The sequence below is a fragment of the Bifidobacterium asteroides genome, assembly GCF_009683175.1.
GTDB classification, from domain to species: Bacteria; Actinomycetota; Actinomycetes; order Actinomycetales; family Bifidobacteriaceae; genus Bombiscardovia; species Bombiscardovia asteroides_H.
Map to the genome: position 1 here is coordinate 93,164 of NZ_WKKW01000004.1, position 17,348 is coordinate 110,511.

Annotated in this window: 11 protein-coding genes; 1 reads left to right on the forward strand and 10 read right to left on the reverse strand. The window is 64.6% G+C overall.

The window, feature by feature from the left end; translation table 11 throughout:
- Positions 1–417: 417 nt before the first annotated feature.
- Positions 418–738, forward strand: coding sequence for a hypothetical protein (locus tag GKC41_RS06635; protein WP_154313516.1), 321 nt, complete (start codon positions 418–420; stop codon positions 736–738).
- 58 nt (positions 739–796) lie between these two features.
- Here GKC41_RS06635 and metF read toward each other — a convergent pair whose 3' ends face one another.
- From metF to gltB, 10 genes are all read right to left on the reverse strand, one after another.
- Positions 797–1,678 (reverse strand): methylenetetrahydrofolate reductase [NAD(P)H], encoded by an 882-nt coding sequence (gene metF, locus GKC41_RS06640; protein ID WP_154313517.1) that lies wholly within the window; start codon positions 1,676–1,678, stop codon positions 797–799.
- Positions 1,671–4,007, reverse strand: coding sequence for a 5-methyltetrahydropteroyltriglutamate--homocysteine S-methyltransferase (gene metE / locus GKC41_RS06645; RefSeq protein WP_154313518.1), 2,337 nt, complete (start codon positions 4,005–4,007; stop codon positions 1,671–1,673). The genes metF and metE overlap by 8 nt, the downstream gene beginning before the upstream one ends.
- A gap of 169 nt (positions 4,008–4,176) precedes the next feature.
- Complete coding sequence (locus GKC41_RS06650; protein WP_154313519.1) at positions 4,177–4,746, reverse strand: SixA phosphatase family protein; 570 nt, start codon at positions 4,744–4,746, stop codon at positions 4,177–4,179.
- 80 nt (positions 4,747–4,826) lie between these two features.
- Positions 4,827–5,960: a tRNA (adenine-N1)-methyltransferase gene (locus GKC41_RS06655; protein ID WP_154313520.1), complete on the reverse strand. Its 1,134-nt coding sequence runs from the start codon at positions 5,958–5,960 to the stop codon at positions 4,827–4,829.
- Between the two features lie 6 nt (positions 5,961–5,966).
- Positions 5,967–7,913, reverse strand: a complete 1,947-nt coding sequence (locus GKC41_RS06660; protein WP_154313521.1) for an ABC transporter ATP-binding protein — start codon at positions 7,911–7,913, stop codon at positions 5,967–5,969.
- A complete protein-coding gene (locus GKC41_RS06665; protein WP_324612080.1) occupies positions 7,914–9,677 on the reverse strand; it encodes an ABC transporter ATP-binding protein in 1,764 nt (587 codons plus the stop codon).
- A 142-nt stretch (positions 9,678–9,819) separates the two neighbouring features.
- Positions 9,820–10,659, reverse strand: a complete 840-nt coding sequence (locus GKC41_RS06670; protein WP_154313522.1) for an ATP-binding cassette domain-containing protein — start codon at positions 10,657–10,659, stop codon at positions 9,820–9,822.
- 2 nt (positions 10,660–10,661) lie between these two features.
- Entirely contained in the window at positions 10,662–11,114 is a 453-nt protein-coding gene (locus GKC41_RS06675; RefSeq protein ID WP_045935411.1) for a hypothetical protein, read from the reverse strand.
- A gap of 45 nt (positions 11,115–11,159) precedes the next feature.
- The gene (locus GKC41_RS06680; protein WP_154313523.1) at positions 11,160–12,707 is read right to left on the reverse strand and encodes a glutamate synthase subunit beta; all 1,548 of its coding nucleotides are present in this window, start codon (positions 12,705–12,707) and stop codon (positions 11,160–11,162) included.
- Position 12,708: 1 nt separating this feature from the next.
- Positions 12,709–17,283: a glutamate synthase large subunit gene (gene gltB / locus GKC41_RS06685; RefSeq protein ID WP_324612088.1), complete on the reverse strand. Its 4,575-nt coding sequence runs from the start codon at positions 17,281–17,283 to the stop codon at positions 12,709–12,711.
- Positions 17,284–17,348: the final 65 nt, after the last annotated feature.

The following is a 17,348-nucleotide window of genomic DNA, read 5'->3' on the forward strand; positions in this document are numbered from 1 at the left end:
GAACACGACCTGGGACGTGTTTCTAAATCTCCTCCGGGAGACTTTTGAGCCTTTGCTTTTCCCTGACACCATCATTTCTAGGGAAGTGCTCCCTGTCCGCCATCCATTGTTGATTCCGCTCTGTGGCGGCTATGATAGCTGTCTATAGCGTCCACGCACACATTGATGTGTCAACAAGTCCGCAGGCTGATCATCGTAGAGGAGCTGACCTGGAATGTGTGAAACGGCTGTCTTGATGCAGATGGGCGAGCCGATGGCCACCTTGTCCGTCATACATCAAGCGCTTGCGTTTCCAGAGCCGCGGCATTCCCCGGTCTGCCACGATCTGCAGGACGTTTCGCGGTTTTCACACGCATAGCATCATGCGCGGCACCAGAAAGGCCTTGCCCGAGCAATCATGAAAGAAGGAACCCTAGAATGCACTTGACCGATACCCTCCTGACAATCGTGTGCGCCCTGATAGGGCTGGCGATAGGACTGATCTATGGACTTCTGCCGAAGAAAAACGACAGAATGACCGATTCTCAGCAACGCTGGATACCGGTCCTATCCTTGATCGGCCCCGGCCTTGTGGTAGTCATGATTCTGCTGGGACATGACCTGGCCTCCTGGTTGACCATAGGAGGGATGTTCCTTGGTCTGTTGCTGGGCATGATACCGCCGCTGAACAGGGCTGCACTCAAGGTCTGGCCATGGGTGAGGCCCCGCACCGACAATCAAGGCCGAAAGCGTCGCTGAAGGCAGAAAATCGCGCTTTGGCAGTCATCGGTGCGGGGCCTCCCCCGCTTTTATGCAGTTATTTATGGCTGCTGACCGGCTCCTCCTTGGCACCCGCCTGACGGAAGAGGTGACGGACGTTGTGCCAGATGCGCCTGGTGACCCCCGAGTGGTTCATGGAGTAGAGGTGGATGCCGTCCACCCCATGAGCCACCAGATCGGCGATCTGCTGAGAGGCGTAGATGATGCCCGCCTCGCGCAGGCTGGCCCGGTCGTCACCCCAGCGTTCCAGGATGGACTCAACAGCCGCCGGAATCCGCGCCTTGCAGACCTCGCTCATGTGCCGGACCTGGCCCTCGTTGGTGATGGGCATGATGCCGGCCTCGATGGGCACCTGGATGCCCGCTGCCCGAGCCCGGTCCAGGAAGTCCAGAAAATCGGCGTTGTCGTAGAAGAGCTGTGAAACCAGATGGTCCACGCCGGAATCGACCTTGATTCGCAGATTCTCAATGTCCTCCTCGGGCGAGGCGGCCTCCGGGTGGGTCTCGGGATAACAGGCTCCGTATATCGACAGGTTTGGCCGACGGGAGCGGATGTAGGCAGCCAGGTCACTGGCATGGTCGAAGACCCCGGCGGGCTCACGGCCCTCCACGCTGTCGCCACGCAGGGCCAGCACCGCTGCCACCCCTGCGTCGTCGAACATGTCCAAAGCCTGATCGATCACCTCGCGGTCCGCGTACTGGGCAGTCAAGTGCGCCACCGCAGGGATGCCGTACTCGGTATGGATGGTCTTGGCTATGCGGGCCGTGGCCGTGCGGTCCGAGCGCCGGCCGGTCCCGTAGGTCACCGAGATGAAGTCGGGCATCAGCCCTTCCAGACCGTCCAAAGTGTCATAGATGGTACCCACCGGGGCATCGCGCTTGGGGGGAAAGACCTCCAGGGAAAAGATAGGTTCATGCATGATCCGACTCCTGACTGGACGATAGCTCCGCGCGCACCTGATGCGCGGCGGCCACCATGTGCTCCAGGCTGGGCCAGGTCTCCTTATCGCCTCGGGTCTTCAATCCGCAGTCGGGATTGATCCAGACCTTGGCCGCGTCCAGCTTCTTCAGGATGGCATGGATCCGGTCCACGATCTCCTCGGTGGAGGGGATGCGCGGCGAGTGGATGTCGTAGACTCCGGGGCCTGCCTCGGTCTCGAACCTGGCCTCCTGGATGGCATCCAGAACGGTCAGGTCGGAGCGGGAGGCTTCGAAGGAGATCACATCGGCGTCCATGGCATCAATGTCCTTGATGATGTCGTTGAACTCCGAGTAGCACATGTGGGTGTGAATTTGGGTAGTGGGTTTGACGCCGGAATGCACCAGCCGGAAGGCGGGGATGGCCCAGTCCAGGTATCGGCTGTGCCAGTCGGAGCGCCGCAGCGGCAGCTTCTCGCGCAGGGCGGCCTCGTCAATTTGGATGATGCGAATGCCCGCGGCCTCCAGGTCCAGGACCTCGTCTCGGATGGCCAGGGCCAGCTGACGGGTCTGCTGCTTGTGATCGATGTCCTCGCGGGGCCAGGACCAGTTGAGAATGGTCACCGGACCGGTCAGCATCCCCTTGACCACATGGTTGGTGCGGGACTGGGCATAAGAGGACCAGCGCACCGTGATGGGCCGGGCGCGGGAGATATCCCCCCAGACGATGGGAGGCTTGACGCAGCGGGTGCCATAGGACTGGACCCAGGCATTCCGGGTGAAGAGGTAGCCCTTGAGGTTCTGGCCGAAGTACTCGACCATGTCGTTGCGCTCGAACTCGCCATGGACCAGGACGTCCAGGCCGATCTGCTCCTGGTGATCGATGACCTGGTCGATCTTGCGGGCGATGAAGTCGTCGTAGTCCTCCTGGCTGATCTCCTTCTTACGCAGGCGGGCCCGCTCGGCGCGGACCTCGGCGGTCTGGGGGAAGGAGCCGATGGTGGTGGTAGGCAGCAGGGGCAGACCCAGCTCCTGGGCCTGGATCCTTTGGCGCTCGGGCCGGGCCGGGGTACGTACAAAGTCCTCGTCCTTAAGACCGGCCAGGCGCTGTTGCACCTGTGGGTCGGGCTGGACGCGGCTACCGTCGAAGAGCTTCTGGTTGTCGGCAAGGGCCTTGCTGGAGCGTCGCTGGTCCTCGTCGGCATCGGCCAGCCGGGCCAGGTCGTGCAGCTCACCCAGCTTCTCCAGGGCGAAGGCGAAGTGGGGCCGCACGGTGTCGGCATCCAGCCCATCCTCGTCGGCCACCGTGTAGGGCACATGCAGGAGGGAACATGCGGTAGCCACCACCACATTCGGAGTCACCTGGTGCAGGGCATCCAGGAGGCCCAGGCTGACTGCATAGTCATTGCGCCAGATGTTGCGGCCGTTGACCAGGCCGGCGAAGATGGTGGTTCCCTCGGGCACGCCGTGCTCCTTGAGGGCCGCCAGATTCTCATCCCTGCCCTCGACCAGATCCAGACCGATGCCGTCGAAGCCCAGACCAGCCAGCCGTTCATAGCAGTCGCCCACATGGCCGAAGTAGGTGTTGAGCAGGACACGGACCTTGCCCTGGTCGCTCTGGCGGGCCTTGAGGATGGGCTGGTAGAGGGTCTCGAAGAGGCCCTGGTCGCCAGGCTCCTTGTCCAGGACCAGATAAGGCTCGTCCAGCTGTACCCAGTCGGCGCCCAGGCCGATGAACCGCTCCAGTATGGTCGCATAGGCCTTGGCCAGGTCCTGGACCAGCGCCGGGTCAGGATCCAGCAGCTCACCCTGGGGACCGCGTGCCAGCTTGAGGAAGGTGTATGGTCCGATCAGCACCGGCTTGGCGGCGATGCCCTGCTCGCGCGCCTCCCGGTACTCCTTGAATGGTTTGTCGCCTTCCAGGGCGATTTTGGTGTCCTGATCGATCTCGGGAACCAGATAGTGGTAATTCGTGGTGAACCACTTCTTCATGGGCAGGGCGGTAACGTCACCCTGCTCCCCCTGGTAACCACGGCCCATGGCGAAGAGGGTGTCCTCGGGGCCCAAGCCCAGCTTCCGATAGCGCTCGGGCACGACGCCCAGAAGGATGGACGTATCCAAGATCTGGTCGTAGTAGCTGAAATCATTGACAGGAATCAGGTCGACGCCGGCCTCCTGCTGAAGCTGCCAGTGCCTGGCCCGCAGGTCGGCGGCTGTGCGCCGAACCTCGTCCAGATTCCGTTCGCCCTTCCAGTAGCCCTCGATGGCCCTCTTGAGTTCGCGGTGCGCACCGATGCGCGGGAACCCGGACACGGATGTAATCGCTGCCATGAAACCTCCCAGTTTCGTCCTGATGTCTCCGGTCAGCCTATCAGCGGCGGGGGGAGGCGGGTAATTGGTGCAAATAAGGTGTCGCCATAAATTGAATCGATAACGACATGACAGCAGCCAGGTGATTATTGGTCGCCAAGACTGCCTATGGAAGATCGTCTACGGCTTCTTATGCCGGCCAGTCCCCCAGGTCCTGGGGGCCCAGAATGCCAAGCAAACGGGCCTGGTGGGTTCCCCAGTCGGTCAATGGTCGCTCAGATCCCAGCACGACCATGGTGGCCGGCGGCAGTCCAAGATTGAGCAGGTCCAGAAGGTCGGGATCGGAGTTGTCCTCGGCCAGCCATTGTGAGCAGATAGACATGGTGGGCTCATGACCTAGGATGAGGACCCGGCGGTCACGGTCCTCGGTCTGCGCCAGCTGGTCGAAGACCGCCTGCATGCCGGATTCATAGAGGGATTCCCGGTAATCGACCCGCGGCCCGTCCCCCAGGGGCTTGAGCATGCCGTCCAGGGTCTGACGTGCCCGGGGCGCACCCGAGCAGATGATGCGGTCGGGCACCAGACCCAAAGCGGTCAATCCACGACCCATGATTCGGGCCTGTTTCAGGCCTCGGTCGGTCAGCTGACGGCTGCGATCACCCTGTGGCCCCTGGCGTTCGGTCTTGGCATGACGCATGAGCATGAGTGTCCGGCTGCACCTGCGCAGATCCTCGGCCTTCAGACCTTTTCGCAAACCCATGCATACTTCCTTTCCCGGAGTCCCTATCAGGCGTCTTCTCCATTATGACAGAGCTGACTGAAGGCGCGGGTCATGAGCGATCAGCTTTCCTGCTCCCTGCCGCCTTGAAGGGTGCGCACCTGATGATCCAGGTCGCGCAACACCTTGCGCAACTTACGATCGGAGACCCGGCGCAGCTCCAGATCCTCGAGATCCTCCAGATCCTGCGTCTCACGCTCGTGATTGGATCCACTGATCTTTGCAGGCCGTCGGCCCTGATCCACGTCAGTCCGGTAGTCCTTGGTGGCCCGGATATGTTTGCGTAGCGCCTGCTGACCGGGAGCCATGGCCCTGCTGGTCAAGAGGAAGCCGGTGTGCCCGATCATCTCATGCTCAGGTCGGACCGCCAGACCGTCGGCCTTCCAGGAACGCTCCAGGCTCTCCATGATTTCTGGCTCGGTCCATCGGCCGTCTGCGCGCAGGGCCTCGGCAAGTCTGCTGAGCTGGGTGGTTGTGGTCACGTAGGCGGTCAGCACGCCACCGGGGGCCATGACCCGATATGCCTGCTCCAGGCGGTTCCAGGGGTCGAGCATGTCCAGAACAATACGGTCGAATCCGTCCTCGGGCAGGTCGGCCGCAACGGTGTCGAAGTCGCCGGTACGCAGATCCCACTGGGCAGGGCGCTGCCCAAAGAAGACCGTTGCATTGCCCATGGCCACCCGGGCGAATTCCTCCCGTCGCTCAATGCTGGTCAGCTTCCCCTCCGTGCCGATGGCATCCAGCAGGCCCAAACTCATGGCCCCTGAGCCGGCTCCCGACTCCAGCACCCTCATGCCGGGACGGATGTCGCCCAGGAGAATGACCCTGGCCACATCCTTGGGGTACATGATCTGGGCGCCGCGAGGCATGGAGAGAATGTAGTCCTCAAGCCTGGGACGCATGACCGTGAAGGCCCATCCTCCGATGCCTCGCGAGGACTTCCAGGGCTTGGCCCTGTCAGGCGCCTCTGTATCTGTGCCGGCATCCTGCAAGTGACGCATCCGGCGCCACCTGTCTGTCGAGATGGTCACCACCACGGATCCCTCGGGCAGGCCAATCATGGCCTCGTGCGGCAGGAGGCCATGGTCGGTCTGGGTCAGGCCGCCTGGCTCAAGCATGACCGTCAACTTGCGGCCACGACGGTCGGTCAGCTGGACCCGTTCCCCTACGCTCAGCGGTCCGCGCCTTAGGCTCATGCCCCCTCAGTCCTCCTCGCCCTTGGTGAACTGGGAGTTGTAGAGGGAGGCATAGGCGCCACCGCGCTCCAGCAGCTGGTCGTGGGTGCCCTGCTCGACCACTGAGCCGTGGTTGACCACCAGGATCAGGTCGGCGTCACGAATGGTGGATAGCCGGTGCGCTATGACGAAGGAGGTCCTGCCCTTGCGCAGGGTGTTCATGGCCTGTTGGACCAACAGCTCGGTCCTGGTGTCCACCGAGGATGTAGCCTCGTCCAGGATCAGGATGTCGGGATCAGACAGGAAGGCCCGGCAGATGGTCATCAGCTGGCGTTCGCCCTGGCTGAGCTCGCTGCTGTCTTCGTTGAGGACGGTGTCGTAGCCCTGGGGCAGCTTGCGGATGAACTCGTCCACATGCGTTGCCTTGGCGCCATCGATCATGGTCTGCTCTGGGATGGTCTGCCCCTCGTCCAGCCCGTAGAGCAGGTTGTCGCGGACGGTCCCGTCGAATAGCCAGGTGTCCTGCAGGACCATGCCGAAGTGGCTGCGCAGGTCGTGACGGGTCACCCTGGAGGTATCCACGCCGTCTATGGTGATGCACCCGCCCTGGATCTCGTAGAAGCGCATGAGCAGGTTGACCAGGGTGGTCTTGCCCGCCCCGGTGGGCCCGACGATGGCGATGGTCTGCCCGGGCTTGGCTTCGATGGACAGGTCCTTGATCAGCGGCTCGGCCGGATCGTAGGAGAAGCGGACGTGGTCGAAGCGGACATGACCCTCGACCTTGCCTCCGGTCTCCTGTCCCAGATGGTCGGGATGCTCGATGTCCGGCACCTCTTCGGCCTCGTCCAGGAAGTCGAAGACCCTGCGACAGGAGGCCAGGGAGGACTGGAGCATGGTGCCCATGGAGGCCAGCTGGCCGATGGGCTGGGAGGCCTGACGGGTGTACTGGGTGAAGGCCTGCAGGCCACCCAGGCTCATGCTGCCGTTAAGCACGTGGACGCCGCCGATGATGACCACGATCACGAAGCTCAGGTTGCCGAAGAAGGTTGACATGGGCGTGACCAGGGCGGAGAAGAAGGAGGCCTTGAAGCTGGCCTGGTAGAGCTCCTGGTTGCGCTCCTCGAACTCATCCTCGGCCTTGCGCTGGTGGCCGAAGGCCCGGACCACCATGTGGCCGGAGAACATCTCCTCCACGTGGCTGTTGACCTGGCCGGTGCGGATCCACTGCCTGGTGAACTGGGGCTGGGTCTTCTTGAGGATGATGCCTGCGCACAGGGCCATGACCGGGATGATGATGAAGGCGATCAGGGTCAGCAGGGGCGAGATGGTCAGCATCATGATGAAGGCGCCGATGATGGAGAAAACCGAGAAGAGCAGTTCTCCCAAAATCTGCTGCAGGGTGCCCGAGATGTTGTCGATGTCGTTGGTGGTCCGGCTCATGACCTCGCCGCGCGGGGTCCGGTCGAAGTACTGCAGGGGCAGCCGGTCAAGCTTGTCCTCGATCTGCCTGCGCATGGTGTAGACCGCGTCGGAGACCAGCCGGGTCATCAGGAAGTTCTGCACCAGTCGGACCAGGATGGAGACCAGGTAGATGCCGATGACGAACATGAGGATGGTGCCGAAGCGCCCCCAGTCGATGCCCACGCCCACCTGGACGTTCATGGAGTCGATCATCCGGGCGAACTTGTCCTGGCCGCGGGACTGCAGGTAGGTAACCACAGCCTGCTTGGGGGTGCCGGGTTTGGCGCCCATCTTGACCAGCATGGACCCCAACAGCCCCTCGAAGAGGACGTTGGTGGCCTCGCCCATGACCTTGGGGCCGATGACGATCATGGCCACGGCGGTCATGCCGGCGAGAACCATGACGATGACCCTCCAGGGGCTGGCCAGCAGATAATGGACCAGCCGGCCCACGGTGTGACGGCGGCCGCCCACGGCCTGCGAGCCTGTGTTCGTGCTCAAGTCCTTGGCCATCTACTCGGCCCTCCCCTCGTCAATGCTGAGCTCTTCCACGTCGGGACCCTGCCCGCCCTGGGACTGGACGATCTCCTGGTAGGTGGGGCAGTCCTCCATGAGCTCGTCGTGGGTGCCCCGGCCGACGATGCGGCCTCGTTCCAGGACCAGAATCTGGTCGGCCTGGCGGATGGATGCCGCCCTCTGGGCCACCACGATCTGGGTGGCTTCGCGGGTGACCGGCACCAGGGCCTCATGCAGGGCACGGTCGGTGGTCATGTCCAGCGCGGAGAAGGAGTCGTCGAAGGTGTAGATGCGGGGGTTGCGCAGGATGGCCCTGGCCATGCAGAGCCGCTGCTTCTGCCCGCCGGAGAAGTTGGTGCCGCCCTCGGCCACGCGGGCATCCAGACCCTCGGGGATCTCCCGCACGAAGTCCTCGGCCTGGGCGATGCGCAGGGCTTGCCAGATGCGGTCGTCGTCGGCTTCGGGGTCCCCGTAGTGCATGTTGTCACGGATGGTGCCGGTGAAGAGGGTGGCCTTCTGCGGGACCGGTCCGAAGATCAGGGCCAGCTGGTCAGGGTCGTACTCGCGCACGTCGTGGCCGTCCACCAGGACCTGGCCGTCGGTGACGTCGAACATGCGGTTGGCCAGCCGGATGATGGTGGACTTGCCGGATCCCGTGGCCCCGATGATGGCCGTGGTGGTGCCCGGCCGGGCGGTGAAGGATATGTCGGAAAGGACCGGGTCCTGGGCGCCCGGGTAGCTGAAGTCCACGTGCTTGAACTCCAGCAGCCCCTGGGGATGCTCGTTGCGGTAGGGATGCTCGGGAGCGGCGATCTCGCTGGTGGCCTCCAGGACCTCATTGATCCTTCGGGCGGCCACAGCGGCCCTGGGCAGCATGACCGACATCATGGCAGCCATCATCAGGCCTGACAGGATGATCATCAGGTACTGGATGAAGGCCTGCAGGGCACCGATCTGCATGGCCCCGGAGTCGATGCGGCGGCCGCCGAACCACATGATGGCCACGTTGGACATGTTCAGCAGGAACCACATGAGCGGCACCATCATGCTCATCAGCCGACCGGTGGAGATCAGGACGCCGTAGACGTCGCGGTTGGCCTTGTCGAAGCGTGCGGCTTCGGTCTTCTCGCGGACGAAGGCGCGGATGACCCGCACCCCGGAGATCTGCTCGCGGACCAGGCGGTTGACCGAGTCCAGCATGTTCTGCAGACGGGTGAACAGGGGTCCCATTTTGCCCATGAGCACCAGTGCCACCAGAAGGATCAGGGGCACGATGACCGCAAGGGACCAGGTCAGGGGGCCGTCCTGGCGCAGGGCCAAAACCAGCCCGCCGATCAGCATGACCGGGGCCTGCAGAATGATCATGAGGGTCTGCATGGTGGTCATCTGCATCTGCTGGACGTCGTTGGTGGTGCGTGTAATCAGGGAACCTGCCGAGAAACGCTCGATCTCGTTGAGGCTGAAGCCCTCCACCGAGGCGAACAGGTCCCTGCGCAGCTCGTAGCCCATCCTCATGGCCAGCCGGGTGGCGCAGTAGACGGCTACCACGTTGGCCACGATCTGGAGGGCGGTGATTCCCATCATCTCCCAGCCGATCCTGTAGATGGCATCCTGGTCGCCCACGGCCACGCCCTTGTCGATGATGTCCGCCTGCAGGTTGGGCAGGTAGAGATTCAAGGCCGTCTGCGCCACCTGGAAGAGCACCAGAACGGCCACCTGGAGCCAGTAAGGCCGCAGGTAGCGGGTCCATATCTTGATCACGTCAACATCCTTCACGCATATAGGTCTGCCGCGGTCCCCGGGCAGACAAACCACCACAGTCTATACCCGTGCCCTGGCGAACGAATTTGCTATTCCTTGAGCTGATACGGGTGTGTCAGAACGGGTCCGCGGGCAGTGGCGTTCAGACGGCGAATGCACCCCAGCGTCCGTCGCGGTGGACCACGGTCAGGTCCAGACCGAAGAGCTCGCTCAGGCGCGGACCAGTCAGTCCGCCCTCCAAGGGGCCCTGGTAGACGATGGTGCCCGGATCCGGGTCGCCGGTGTCTGCAGTGTCGGCAGGACGCCGGCCCATCATGGCTATCCGACTGAAGCCAAGGGGAATCTCTTCAAGCCGGTGGGTGACCAGGATGACCGTGCGGTCCCTGTCCCCCCTGCCGATGTCGCTCAGGGCCCTGAGCACCAGCTCCCTGCCGCCCAGATCCAGCCCGGTGGTCGGTTCATCCAGGATGAGCAGATCGGGATTGGCCATCAGCGCCCGGCATATCAGCACCCGACCGCGCTCCCCTTCAGAGAGCCGGTACATGCGCTTGCCCTTGAGGTAGGCGATGCCGAACCGGTCCATCAGGGCCAGGGTGGCCTCCTCCTGCTCGGGCGTGAAGGTCTCCCTCCAGCGGCCTGTGGTGTCGCTGAAGGCGGTCAGCACCACGTCGTAGGGATCCTCCTGGGGGCTGATGGTCTTGGCCAGGCCGGCCGAGGCCAGACCAATCCGATGCCGGTAGGAGAAAACGTTCACCTTGCCCAGCCGGTTACCCAGGATCTCTACGCTGCCGGTGCTGGGGAAGCCTCGGGTGCTCATCATGGCCACCAGGGTGGATTTGCCCACGCCATTGGGCCCGAAGAGCACCCACTTCTGCCCGCGGCCCACCTCAAGGTTCACATCGTCAAGAATGACCCGGCCCTGACGGCGGAATCCCACGTGCTGCATGAGCACGGCCTGTTTTTCTGCCACGCTTTCGCTCATGGTCACAGGGCCGTTCCGTAGGAGTCCAGACGGGGATTGTCCCGGTTGCCGCCGACCAGGAAGAGCCCCAGTACGCCCAGGCAGAAGACCGCCGCGATGGCGATGGTGGCCCAGATGGGAACGTGTGGCAGCCACATGCAGACCAGGAAGGCCAGGCCGGAGCAGATGATCAGGGCCCAGACCAGGATTCGCAGCCACTGGCGCACGCCGCTGGGAGCCTTCAGCAGACGGGGGTTGCGGTCATTGGGGTCCACGGAATCCTTCTGCACCAGGTCATCGGTGTGCCCGGTGGGCTTCCACTCGGCGCCCTGGCCAGCCTCCAGCCGACGGGAGCGCTCCTGCAAGGCCCGTTCGTCCATCACTCCGGCCCTGCCCTTGGCCGTCATCCTCCGGTCGTCGCTGCCGCCACGGCGGCTCCGCTTGGCCTGCGCCCTACGTTCAGCGCGGTTGGTCATATCCCACTGCCTCCATCCCTTCGATCGGCACCATTCCTTTTCATATTAGCGTGGGCGCCGGTCGGCCGCGGGCAGGGTCATGGCGCGCTCATCGGCTCGGATGGGGGCGGGCAACTCAGTGGAGCCTGTCAGATACCGGTCCACGGCCGCAGCGCAGGAACGACCCTCGGCCAGGGCCCAGACCACCAGGGACTGGCCGCGTCCGGCATCACCGCAGACGAAGATGCCGTCACGGTCAGTGGCGTAGTCGGCATCCCGGGCCACGTTGCCGCGAGGGTCCAGGCCTATGCCGGTCTGTCCGGTCAGGGTGGCCGTCTCCGGATGGGCGAAGCCGATGCTGATCAGCACCAGGTCAGCGGGCAGGACCCGCTCGGTGTCGGGATGGGGGATGATTCGGTCCTGGTCGTCCCGGCTGACGTCCACCACCCGAACGCCGCACACCCGTCCCTCATGGTCCCGGTCGAAGCCGGTGGGGGCGCTGGTCTGGTCCAGGTTGATCCGGTCATCGGAACCGTCGCCCAGGTATTCCAGGCTGTCCACCGCATACTCGTAGTGGCCGCCCTCCTCCATGGAGGAGGTGGGATTGTAGAGCCGGGCGTAGGTCGGCCAGGGCCGGTCATCGGGCCTGGAAGAGGGCTCCTTGGGCCGGATTTGCAGGACGGTGACCGACTTGGCACCCTCTCGCAGGGCCGTGCCCAGGCAGTCCGACCCGGTGTCTCCGCCGCCGATGATGATGACGTCCTTGCCGGCTGCATCGATGTTGTTGATGGGCTCGCGGCCCATGAGTTTACGTGTGGGATCAGACAGGAAGTCCATGGCATAGTGGATGCCCTTGAGCTCCCGCCCGGGCAGGTCCACCCGGCGGGGCTCGGTGGAACCGATGGCCACCACCAGGGCGTCATAACGGGCCCGCAATTGGTCCCAGGTCAGGTCTCGGCCCACCTCAATACCGGTGCGGAATCGGGTCCCTTCGGCCTCCATCTGCTCCAGCCGACGGTCCAACAAGGACTTCTCCAACTTGAAGGCAGGAATGCCGTAACGCAGGAGGCCGCCTATGGCGTCGGCGCGCTCATAGACCACGACCGTGTGCCCTGCCCGGGTCAGCTGCTGGGCGCAGGCCAGCCCCGCGGGACCGGAACCGACCACGGCCACGGTCATGTCGGTCAGCCGCTGCGGAGGCCGGGGCTTGACCAGACCCAGGGACCAGGCCTGATCGATGATGGTCTGCTCGTCCAGCTTGATGGTGGTGGCCGGCTGGTGGATGGAGAGCACGCAGGAGGACTCACAGGGAGCCGGGCAGATCCGTCCGGTGAACTCCGGGAAGTTGTTGGTCAGGCTCAGCCGTTCGTAGGCCTCCTCCCAGCGGCCCCGGGACAGCAGGTCGTTGAACTCGGGGATCAGGTTGCCCAGGGGGCAGCCGGTCATGCAGAAGGGGGTGCCGCAGTCCATGCAGCGGGCGGCCTGCTCGGCGGTCCAGGGCCCGGGGCCGGTGGTCTGGTGCACGTCCCGCCAGTCCTTCAGGCGTTCGGCTACCGGGCGCTCGGCCAGCTCGTGCCGGGTGCGTACCTTGAGGAATCCCTTGGGGTCGACCATATCAGTGCGCTCCTTCCATGACCTGGGCGTAGGTGGCGTCCCAGACGCCGGGCGCGTTGAAGTCCACCTGCTCGCGTTCGGCCTCTTCCATGGCCTGCTTCATGGCCAGATAACGACGGGGAACCAGATGGGTGAACCGGGCCAGCGCGCTTGGCCAGTCCTCCAACAGGGCTGCTGCAGCCTTTGAACCGGTGAGTCGGACATGCTCGGCTATCAGTTCCTTGAGCATGGCCGCCTGGTCCTGGTCGGGCTCCAGGGCCAGCAGGGAGCCGTCATTCCAGGCTTCAGGATTGAGCCGGGAGGCATCCATGTCCAGCAGGTAGACGTCCCCTCCCGAGAAGCCGGCACCGAAGTTGCGACCAGTGGAACCCAGAACAACCACCAGACCGCCGGTCATGTACTCGCAGCCGTGGTCGCCCAGGCCCTCGACCACGAATCGGCCGCCACCATTGCGCACGGCAAAACGCTCTCCGGCCCGTCCAGCCACGAACATGTCGCCCGAGGTGGCACCAAATCCAGCCACATTGCCGCAGATGACGGTATGGTGCGGATCGAAGCGAACGCCCGGGGCAGCGTGGAGGATCAGACGACCACCGGAAAGGCCCTTGCCTGCATAGTCGTTGGCTTCGCCGATCACCCGGATGGTCTCCCCCCTGGGGATGAAGGCGCCCAAGGACTGTCCGGCAGAACCTGTCAGCGTGATGTCCACGGTGTTCGCAGGCAGGCCGGCGGCTCCGTATTTGCGGGTGATCCTGTAGCCCAGCATGGTGCCCACGCTGCGGTTGACGTTGCGCACGGTTGTCTTGATGGCCACCGGACGGCCCTCATCCAGGGCATCAACGGCCTGATTGATCAGGTCCACATCCAGGGACTTGTCCAGTTCGTGATCCTGGGCCTGGGTGTGGTGCAGCACAGTGCCAGGGGTGGGGCCCGGCTTGCGCAGGATGGCATCCAGGTCGATGCCCTGGCTCTTCCAGGTGCGCACGGAGGGGTCCCGGCGCAGGCACTCCACGTGGCCGACCGCCTCCTCCAGGCTGGTGAATCCCAGGGAGGCCAGGATCTCCCGCACCTGGCGGGCCATGAACATGAAGAAGTTGACCAGGTCCTCGGGCCGACCGGTGAAGCGCGAGCGCAGCTGCGGATCCTGGGTGGCTATGCCCTGGGGGCAGGTGTTCTTATGGCAGGCCCGCATCATGACGCAGCCCTCCACCTGCAAAGCTGTGGTGGCGAAGCCGAACTCCTCGGCCCCCAGCAAGGCGGCTACGACCACGTCGCGGCCGGTCTTGAGCTCCCCGTCGCACTGGACCACAATCCGCGAACGCAGGTCGTTCATGACCAGGGTCTGCTGGGTCTCGGCCAGGCCCAGCTCCCAGGGGGTGCCCGCGTGCTTGATGGCGTTGAGCGGGGCCGCCCCCGTGCCGCCGTCCTGGCCGGAGATGAGGACCACGTCGGCATGACACTTGGCCACGCCTGCGGCCACCGTTCCCACCCCGTGCTCGGAGACCAGCTTGACGTGGATGCGGGCCCGGGGGTTGGCCATCTTCAGGTCATGGATAAGTTGTTTCAAGTCCTCGATGGAGTAGATGTCGTGGTGGGGCGGGGGCGAGATGAGCTCGACCCCGGGTGTGGAGCGTCTGACCTGGGCGATCCAGGGTGGGACCTTGGCGCCTGGAAGGTGGCCGCCCTCCCCCGGCTTGGCTCCCTGGGCCAGCTTGATCTGCAGGTCGGTAGCCGAGACCAGGTAGTCGCTGGTCACCCCGAACCGTGCCGAGGCCACCTGCTTGATGCGGCTGGTCCGGGCCGGGTCTGCAATCCGGTCCGGGGACTCGCCCCCCTCGCCCGAGTTGGACCTGGCTCCCAGCCGATTCATGGCCAGGGCCATGGTCTCATGGGCCTCCTGGGAGATGGACCCGTAGCTCATGGCGCCGGTGGAGAAGCGGGTGACGATGGACTCGGCGGGCTCCACCTGGTCCAGCGGTATGGGCGCCCTATCGGAGTGCAGCTCCATGAGACCGCGCAGGGTCATGCCCTGCTTGGCCGCCGCGTTCACATGGTCGGTATAGGCCCTGAAGAGTCCGTAGTCCCCGCGCTTGGTGGACTGCTGGAGCAGGAAGATGGACTCAGGGTCGTTCAGGTGATCCTCGCCGGTGCGCCGCCAGTGGTAGTTGCCGCCTGTCTCCAGATCATGCCCGGAGCCTGCGGTCCACTCAATGGGATAGGCCACCCTATGGCGCTGGGCCACCTCGGCGGCGATCTCATCCAGGCCTATGCCGCCCACCAGGGAGGTGGTGCCGGTGAACCAGCGGTCGATGACCTCACGGCTCAGTCCGACGGCCTCGAAGAGCTGGGAGCCACGGTAGGACATGATGGTGCTCACGCCCATCTTGCTCATGATTTTGAGGACCCCGGTGCTCAGGGCCCGGACCAGGTTGTTTGAAGCCTTTTTGGCATCCACGTGCAGGTCCCCGCTGTTGGCCAGGTTCTCCACTGACTCCAGGGCCAGATAGGGGTTGACGCAGGCGGCGCCGTATGCGATCAGCAATGCCACATGGTGGACCTCGCGCACATCTCCGGCCTCCACCGCCAGGGAGACCTGGGTGCGGGTGTGCTGACGGAGCAGGTGGTGCTGGACGGCCCCGGTCAGCAGCAGGGAGGGTATGGGTCCCCAGATGTGGTTGGAATCGCGGTCGGAGAGGACAAGGACATTGCAGCCCTCCTCGATGGCCTGATCCACCTCCCTCTCGATGGCCTCCAGACGCTCCTCAAGGGCTTTGCCACCACCGGCCACCTGGTAAAGGCCCCGGATCAGACGGGGGCGGAAGCGGCCTTCCAGGACCGGTGCCCGGTCCAGGCGCTTGATCTGGGCCATCTGCACGGAATCCACCACAGGCAGGTCGATGTGGATCTTCCAGGCGTGCTCGGGGGTGTCCTCCAGAAGGTTGGGCTCGGGGCCGATGGCCGAGGCGATGCTGGTCACCAGCTCCTCGCGCTCCCAGTCCAGGGGCGGGTTGGTGACCTGGGCGAACTTCTGGGTGAAGTAGTCGAAAAGCATGCGGGACCGGCGTGAGAGTACGGCGATGGGTGCGTCATTGCCCATGGATCCGATGGGCTCCTTGCCGGTTTCGGCCATGGGCCCCAGCAGCATGGTCAGATCCTCCCGGGTGTAGCCGAAGGCCTGCTGTCTGCGGTGGACCGAGATACGCGAGTAATTGACATGCTCGCGCTCGGGCAGGTCGTCCAGGCGGACGATCCGTTCTGAAATCCACTTCCTGTAGGGGTGCAGCCCGGCCAGCTGGCGTTTGATTTCGCTGTCGGGCACGATCCGGCCCTCTTTGGTATCGGCCAGGAACATACGTCCCGGCTCCAGCCTGCCCTTGGCGACGATGGACTCCTGGGGCGTATCCTCCAGGACGCCGGCCTCCGAGGCCAGGACCAGGTGGCCGCCCTCGGTCAGCTGCCAGCGACCCGGGCGCAGGCCGTTGCGGTCCAGCTGGGCGCCCACCAGGGTCCCGTCGGTGAAGACGATGGCCGCCGGGCCGTCCCAGGGCTCGATCAGGGCGTCGTTGTACTGGTAGAAGGCCTTCAGGTCCGGGTCCATGTCCGGATCCTGCTGCCAGGCCGGAGGCATCATCATGGAGACGGCGTGGGGCAGGGACCGCCCGGCCAGGTGGAGCAGCTCAAGGGTCTCATCGAAGGTGCCCGAGTCCGAGGCTCCGGGGGTGTTGACCGGCAGCAGCGGGGCCATGTCGCCCAGCAGCTCCGAACTCAGCTTTCCCTCGCGGGCCGACATCCAGTTGCGGTTGCCCTGGATGGTGTTGATCTCCCCGTTGTGGGCGATCATCCGGAAGGGCTGGGCCAGAGGCCAGGAGGGGAAGGTGTTGGTGGAGAAGCGGGAGTGGACGATGGCCAGGCGGGCCTTCATGGCCGGATCGCTCAGGTCGGGGAAGAAGCCCTGCAGCTGCTTGGTGGTCAGCATGCCCTTGTAGGTGACGGTCCTGCAGGACAGGGAGGCAAAGTAGACGCCCAGCTCGTGCTCGGCCCGCTTGCGGACCCGGTAGCCCAGCCGCTCGAGGTCCAGTCCCCCTCGGCCTTGAGGCCCGGCGTCGCACATGATGGGCATGAGGAAGCGGGGCATGGAGGCCAAGGCCTGCAGACCCAGTCCGTCAGGATTGGTGGGCACCGCCCGCCAGGCCAGAACGCGCAGCCCCTCCTGGCCCGCAATCGAGGCGATGGCCTCCTCCTGGCTGGCAGCCTGTGCCGGATCCCTGTCCAGGAAGGCCATACCCGCCAGATAATGGCCGGCTTCAGGCAGATCCCGGTAGACACGGGTGCGCATGAACTCGTCAGGCATGGAGAGCATGATGCCGGCACCATCGCCGGTGTTGGGCTCGGCACCCACGGCTCCTCTGTGGTCCAGGTTGACCAGGACGCGGATGCCCTGCTCGACGATCAGTCTTTCATCCCGTCGGTTGAGGGTGGCCACCATGCCGAAACCGCAGGCATCGTGTTCCGTATCAGGGTCATAGAGCCCTTGCGGGCCGTGAACGTGCAGATCGAGAGGGGCCGTGAAGGACACCGCAATCACCTCATTCGTGGACGCGGGCGGGGCCGGCATGCTCCACCCTTGAAGAGCCTGGTCAT

Coding starts and splice junctions, on each gene's coding strand:
- GKC41_RS06635 (WP_154313516.1), top strand. CDS start 418: ATGCACTTGACCGATACCCTCCTGACAATCGTGTGCGCCCTGATAGGG.
- metF (WP_154313517.1), bottom strand. CDS start 1,678: ATGCATGAACCTATCTTTTCCCTGGAGGTCTTTCCCCCCAAGCGCGAT.
- metE (WP_154313518.1), bottom strand. CDS start 4,007: ATGGCAGCGATTACATCCGTGTCCGGGTTCCCGCGCATCGGTGCGCAC.
- GKC41_RS06650 (WP_154313519.1), bottom strand. CDS start 4,746: ATGGGTTTGCGAAAAGGTCTGAAGGCCGAGGATCTGCGCAGGTGCAGC.
- GKC41_RS06655 (WP_154313520.1), bottom strand. CDS start 5,960: ATGAGCCTAAGGCGCGGACCGCTGAGCGTAGGGGAACGGGTCCAGCTG.
- GKC41_RS06660 (WP_154313521.1), bottom strand. CDS start 7,913: ATGGCCAAGGACTTGAGCACGAACACAGGCTCGCAGGCCGTGGGCGGC.
- GKC41_RS06670 (WP_154313522.1), bottom strand. CDS start 10,659: ATGAGCGAAAGCGTGGCAGAAAAACAGGCCGTGCTCATGCAGCACGTG.
- GKC41_RS06675 (WP_045935411.1), bottom strand. CDS start 11,114: ATGACCAACCGCGCTGAACGTAGGGCGCAGGCCAAGCGGAGCCGCCGT.
- GKC41_RS06680 (WP_154313523.1), bottom strand. CDS start 12,707: ATGGTCGACCCCAAGGGATTCCTCAAGGTACGCACCCGGCACGAGCTG.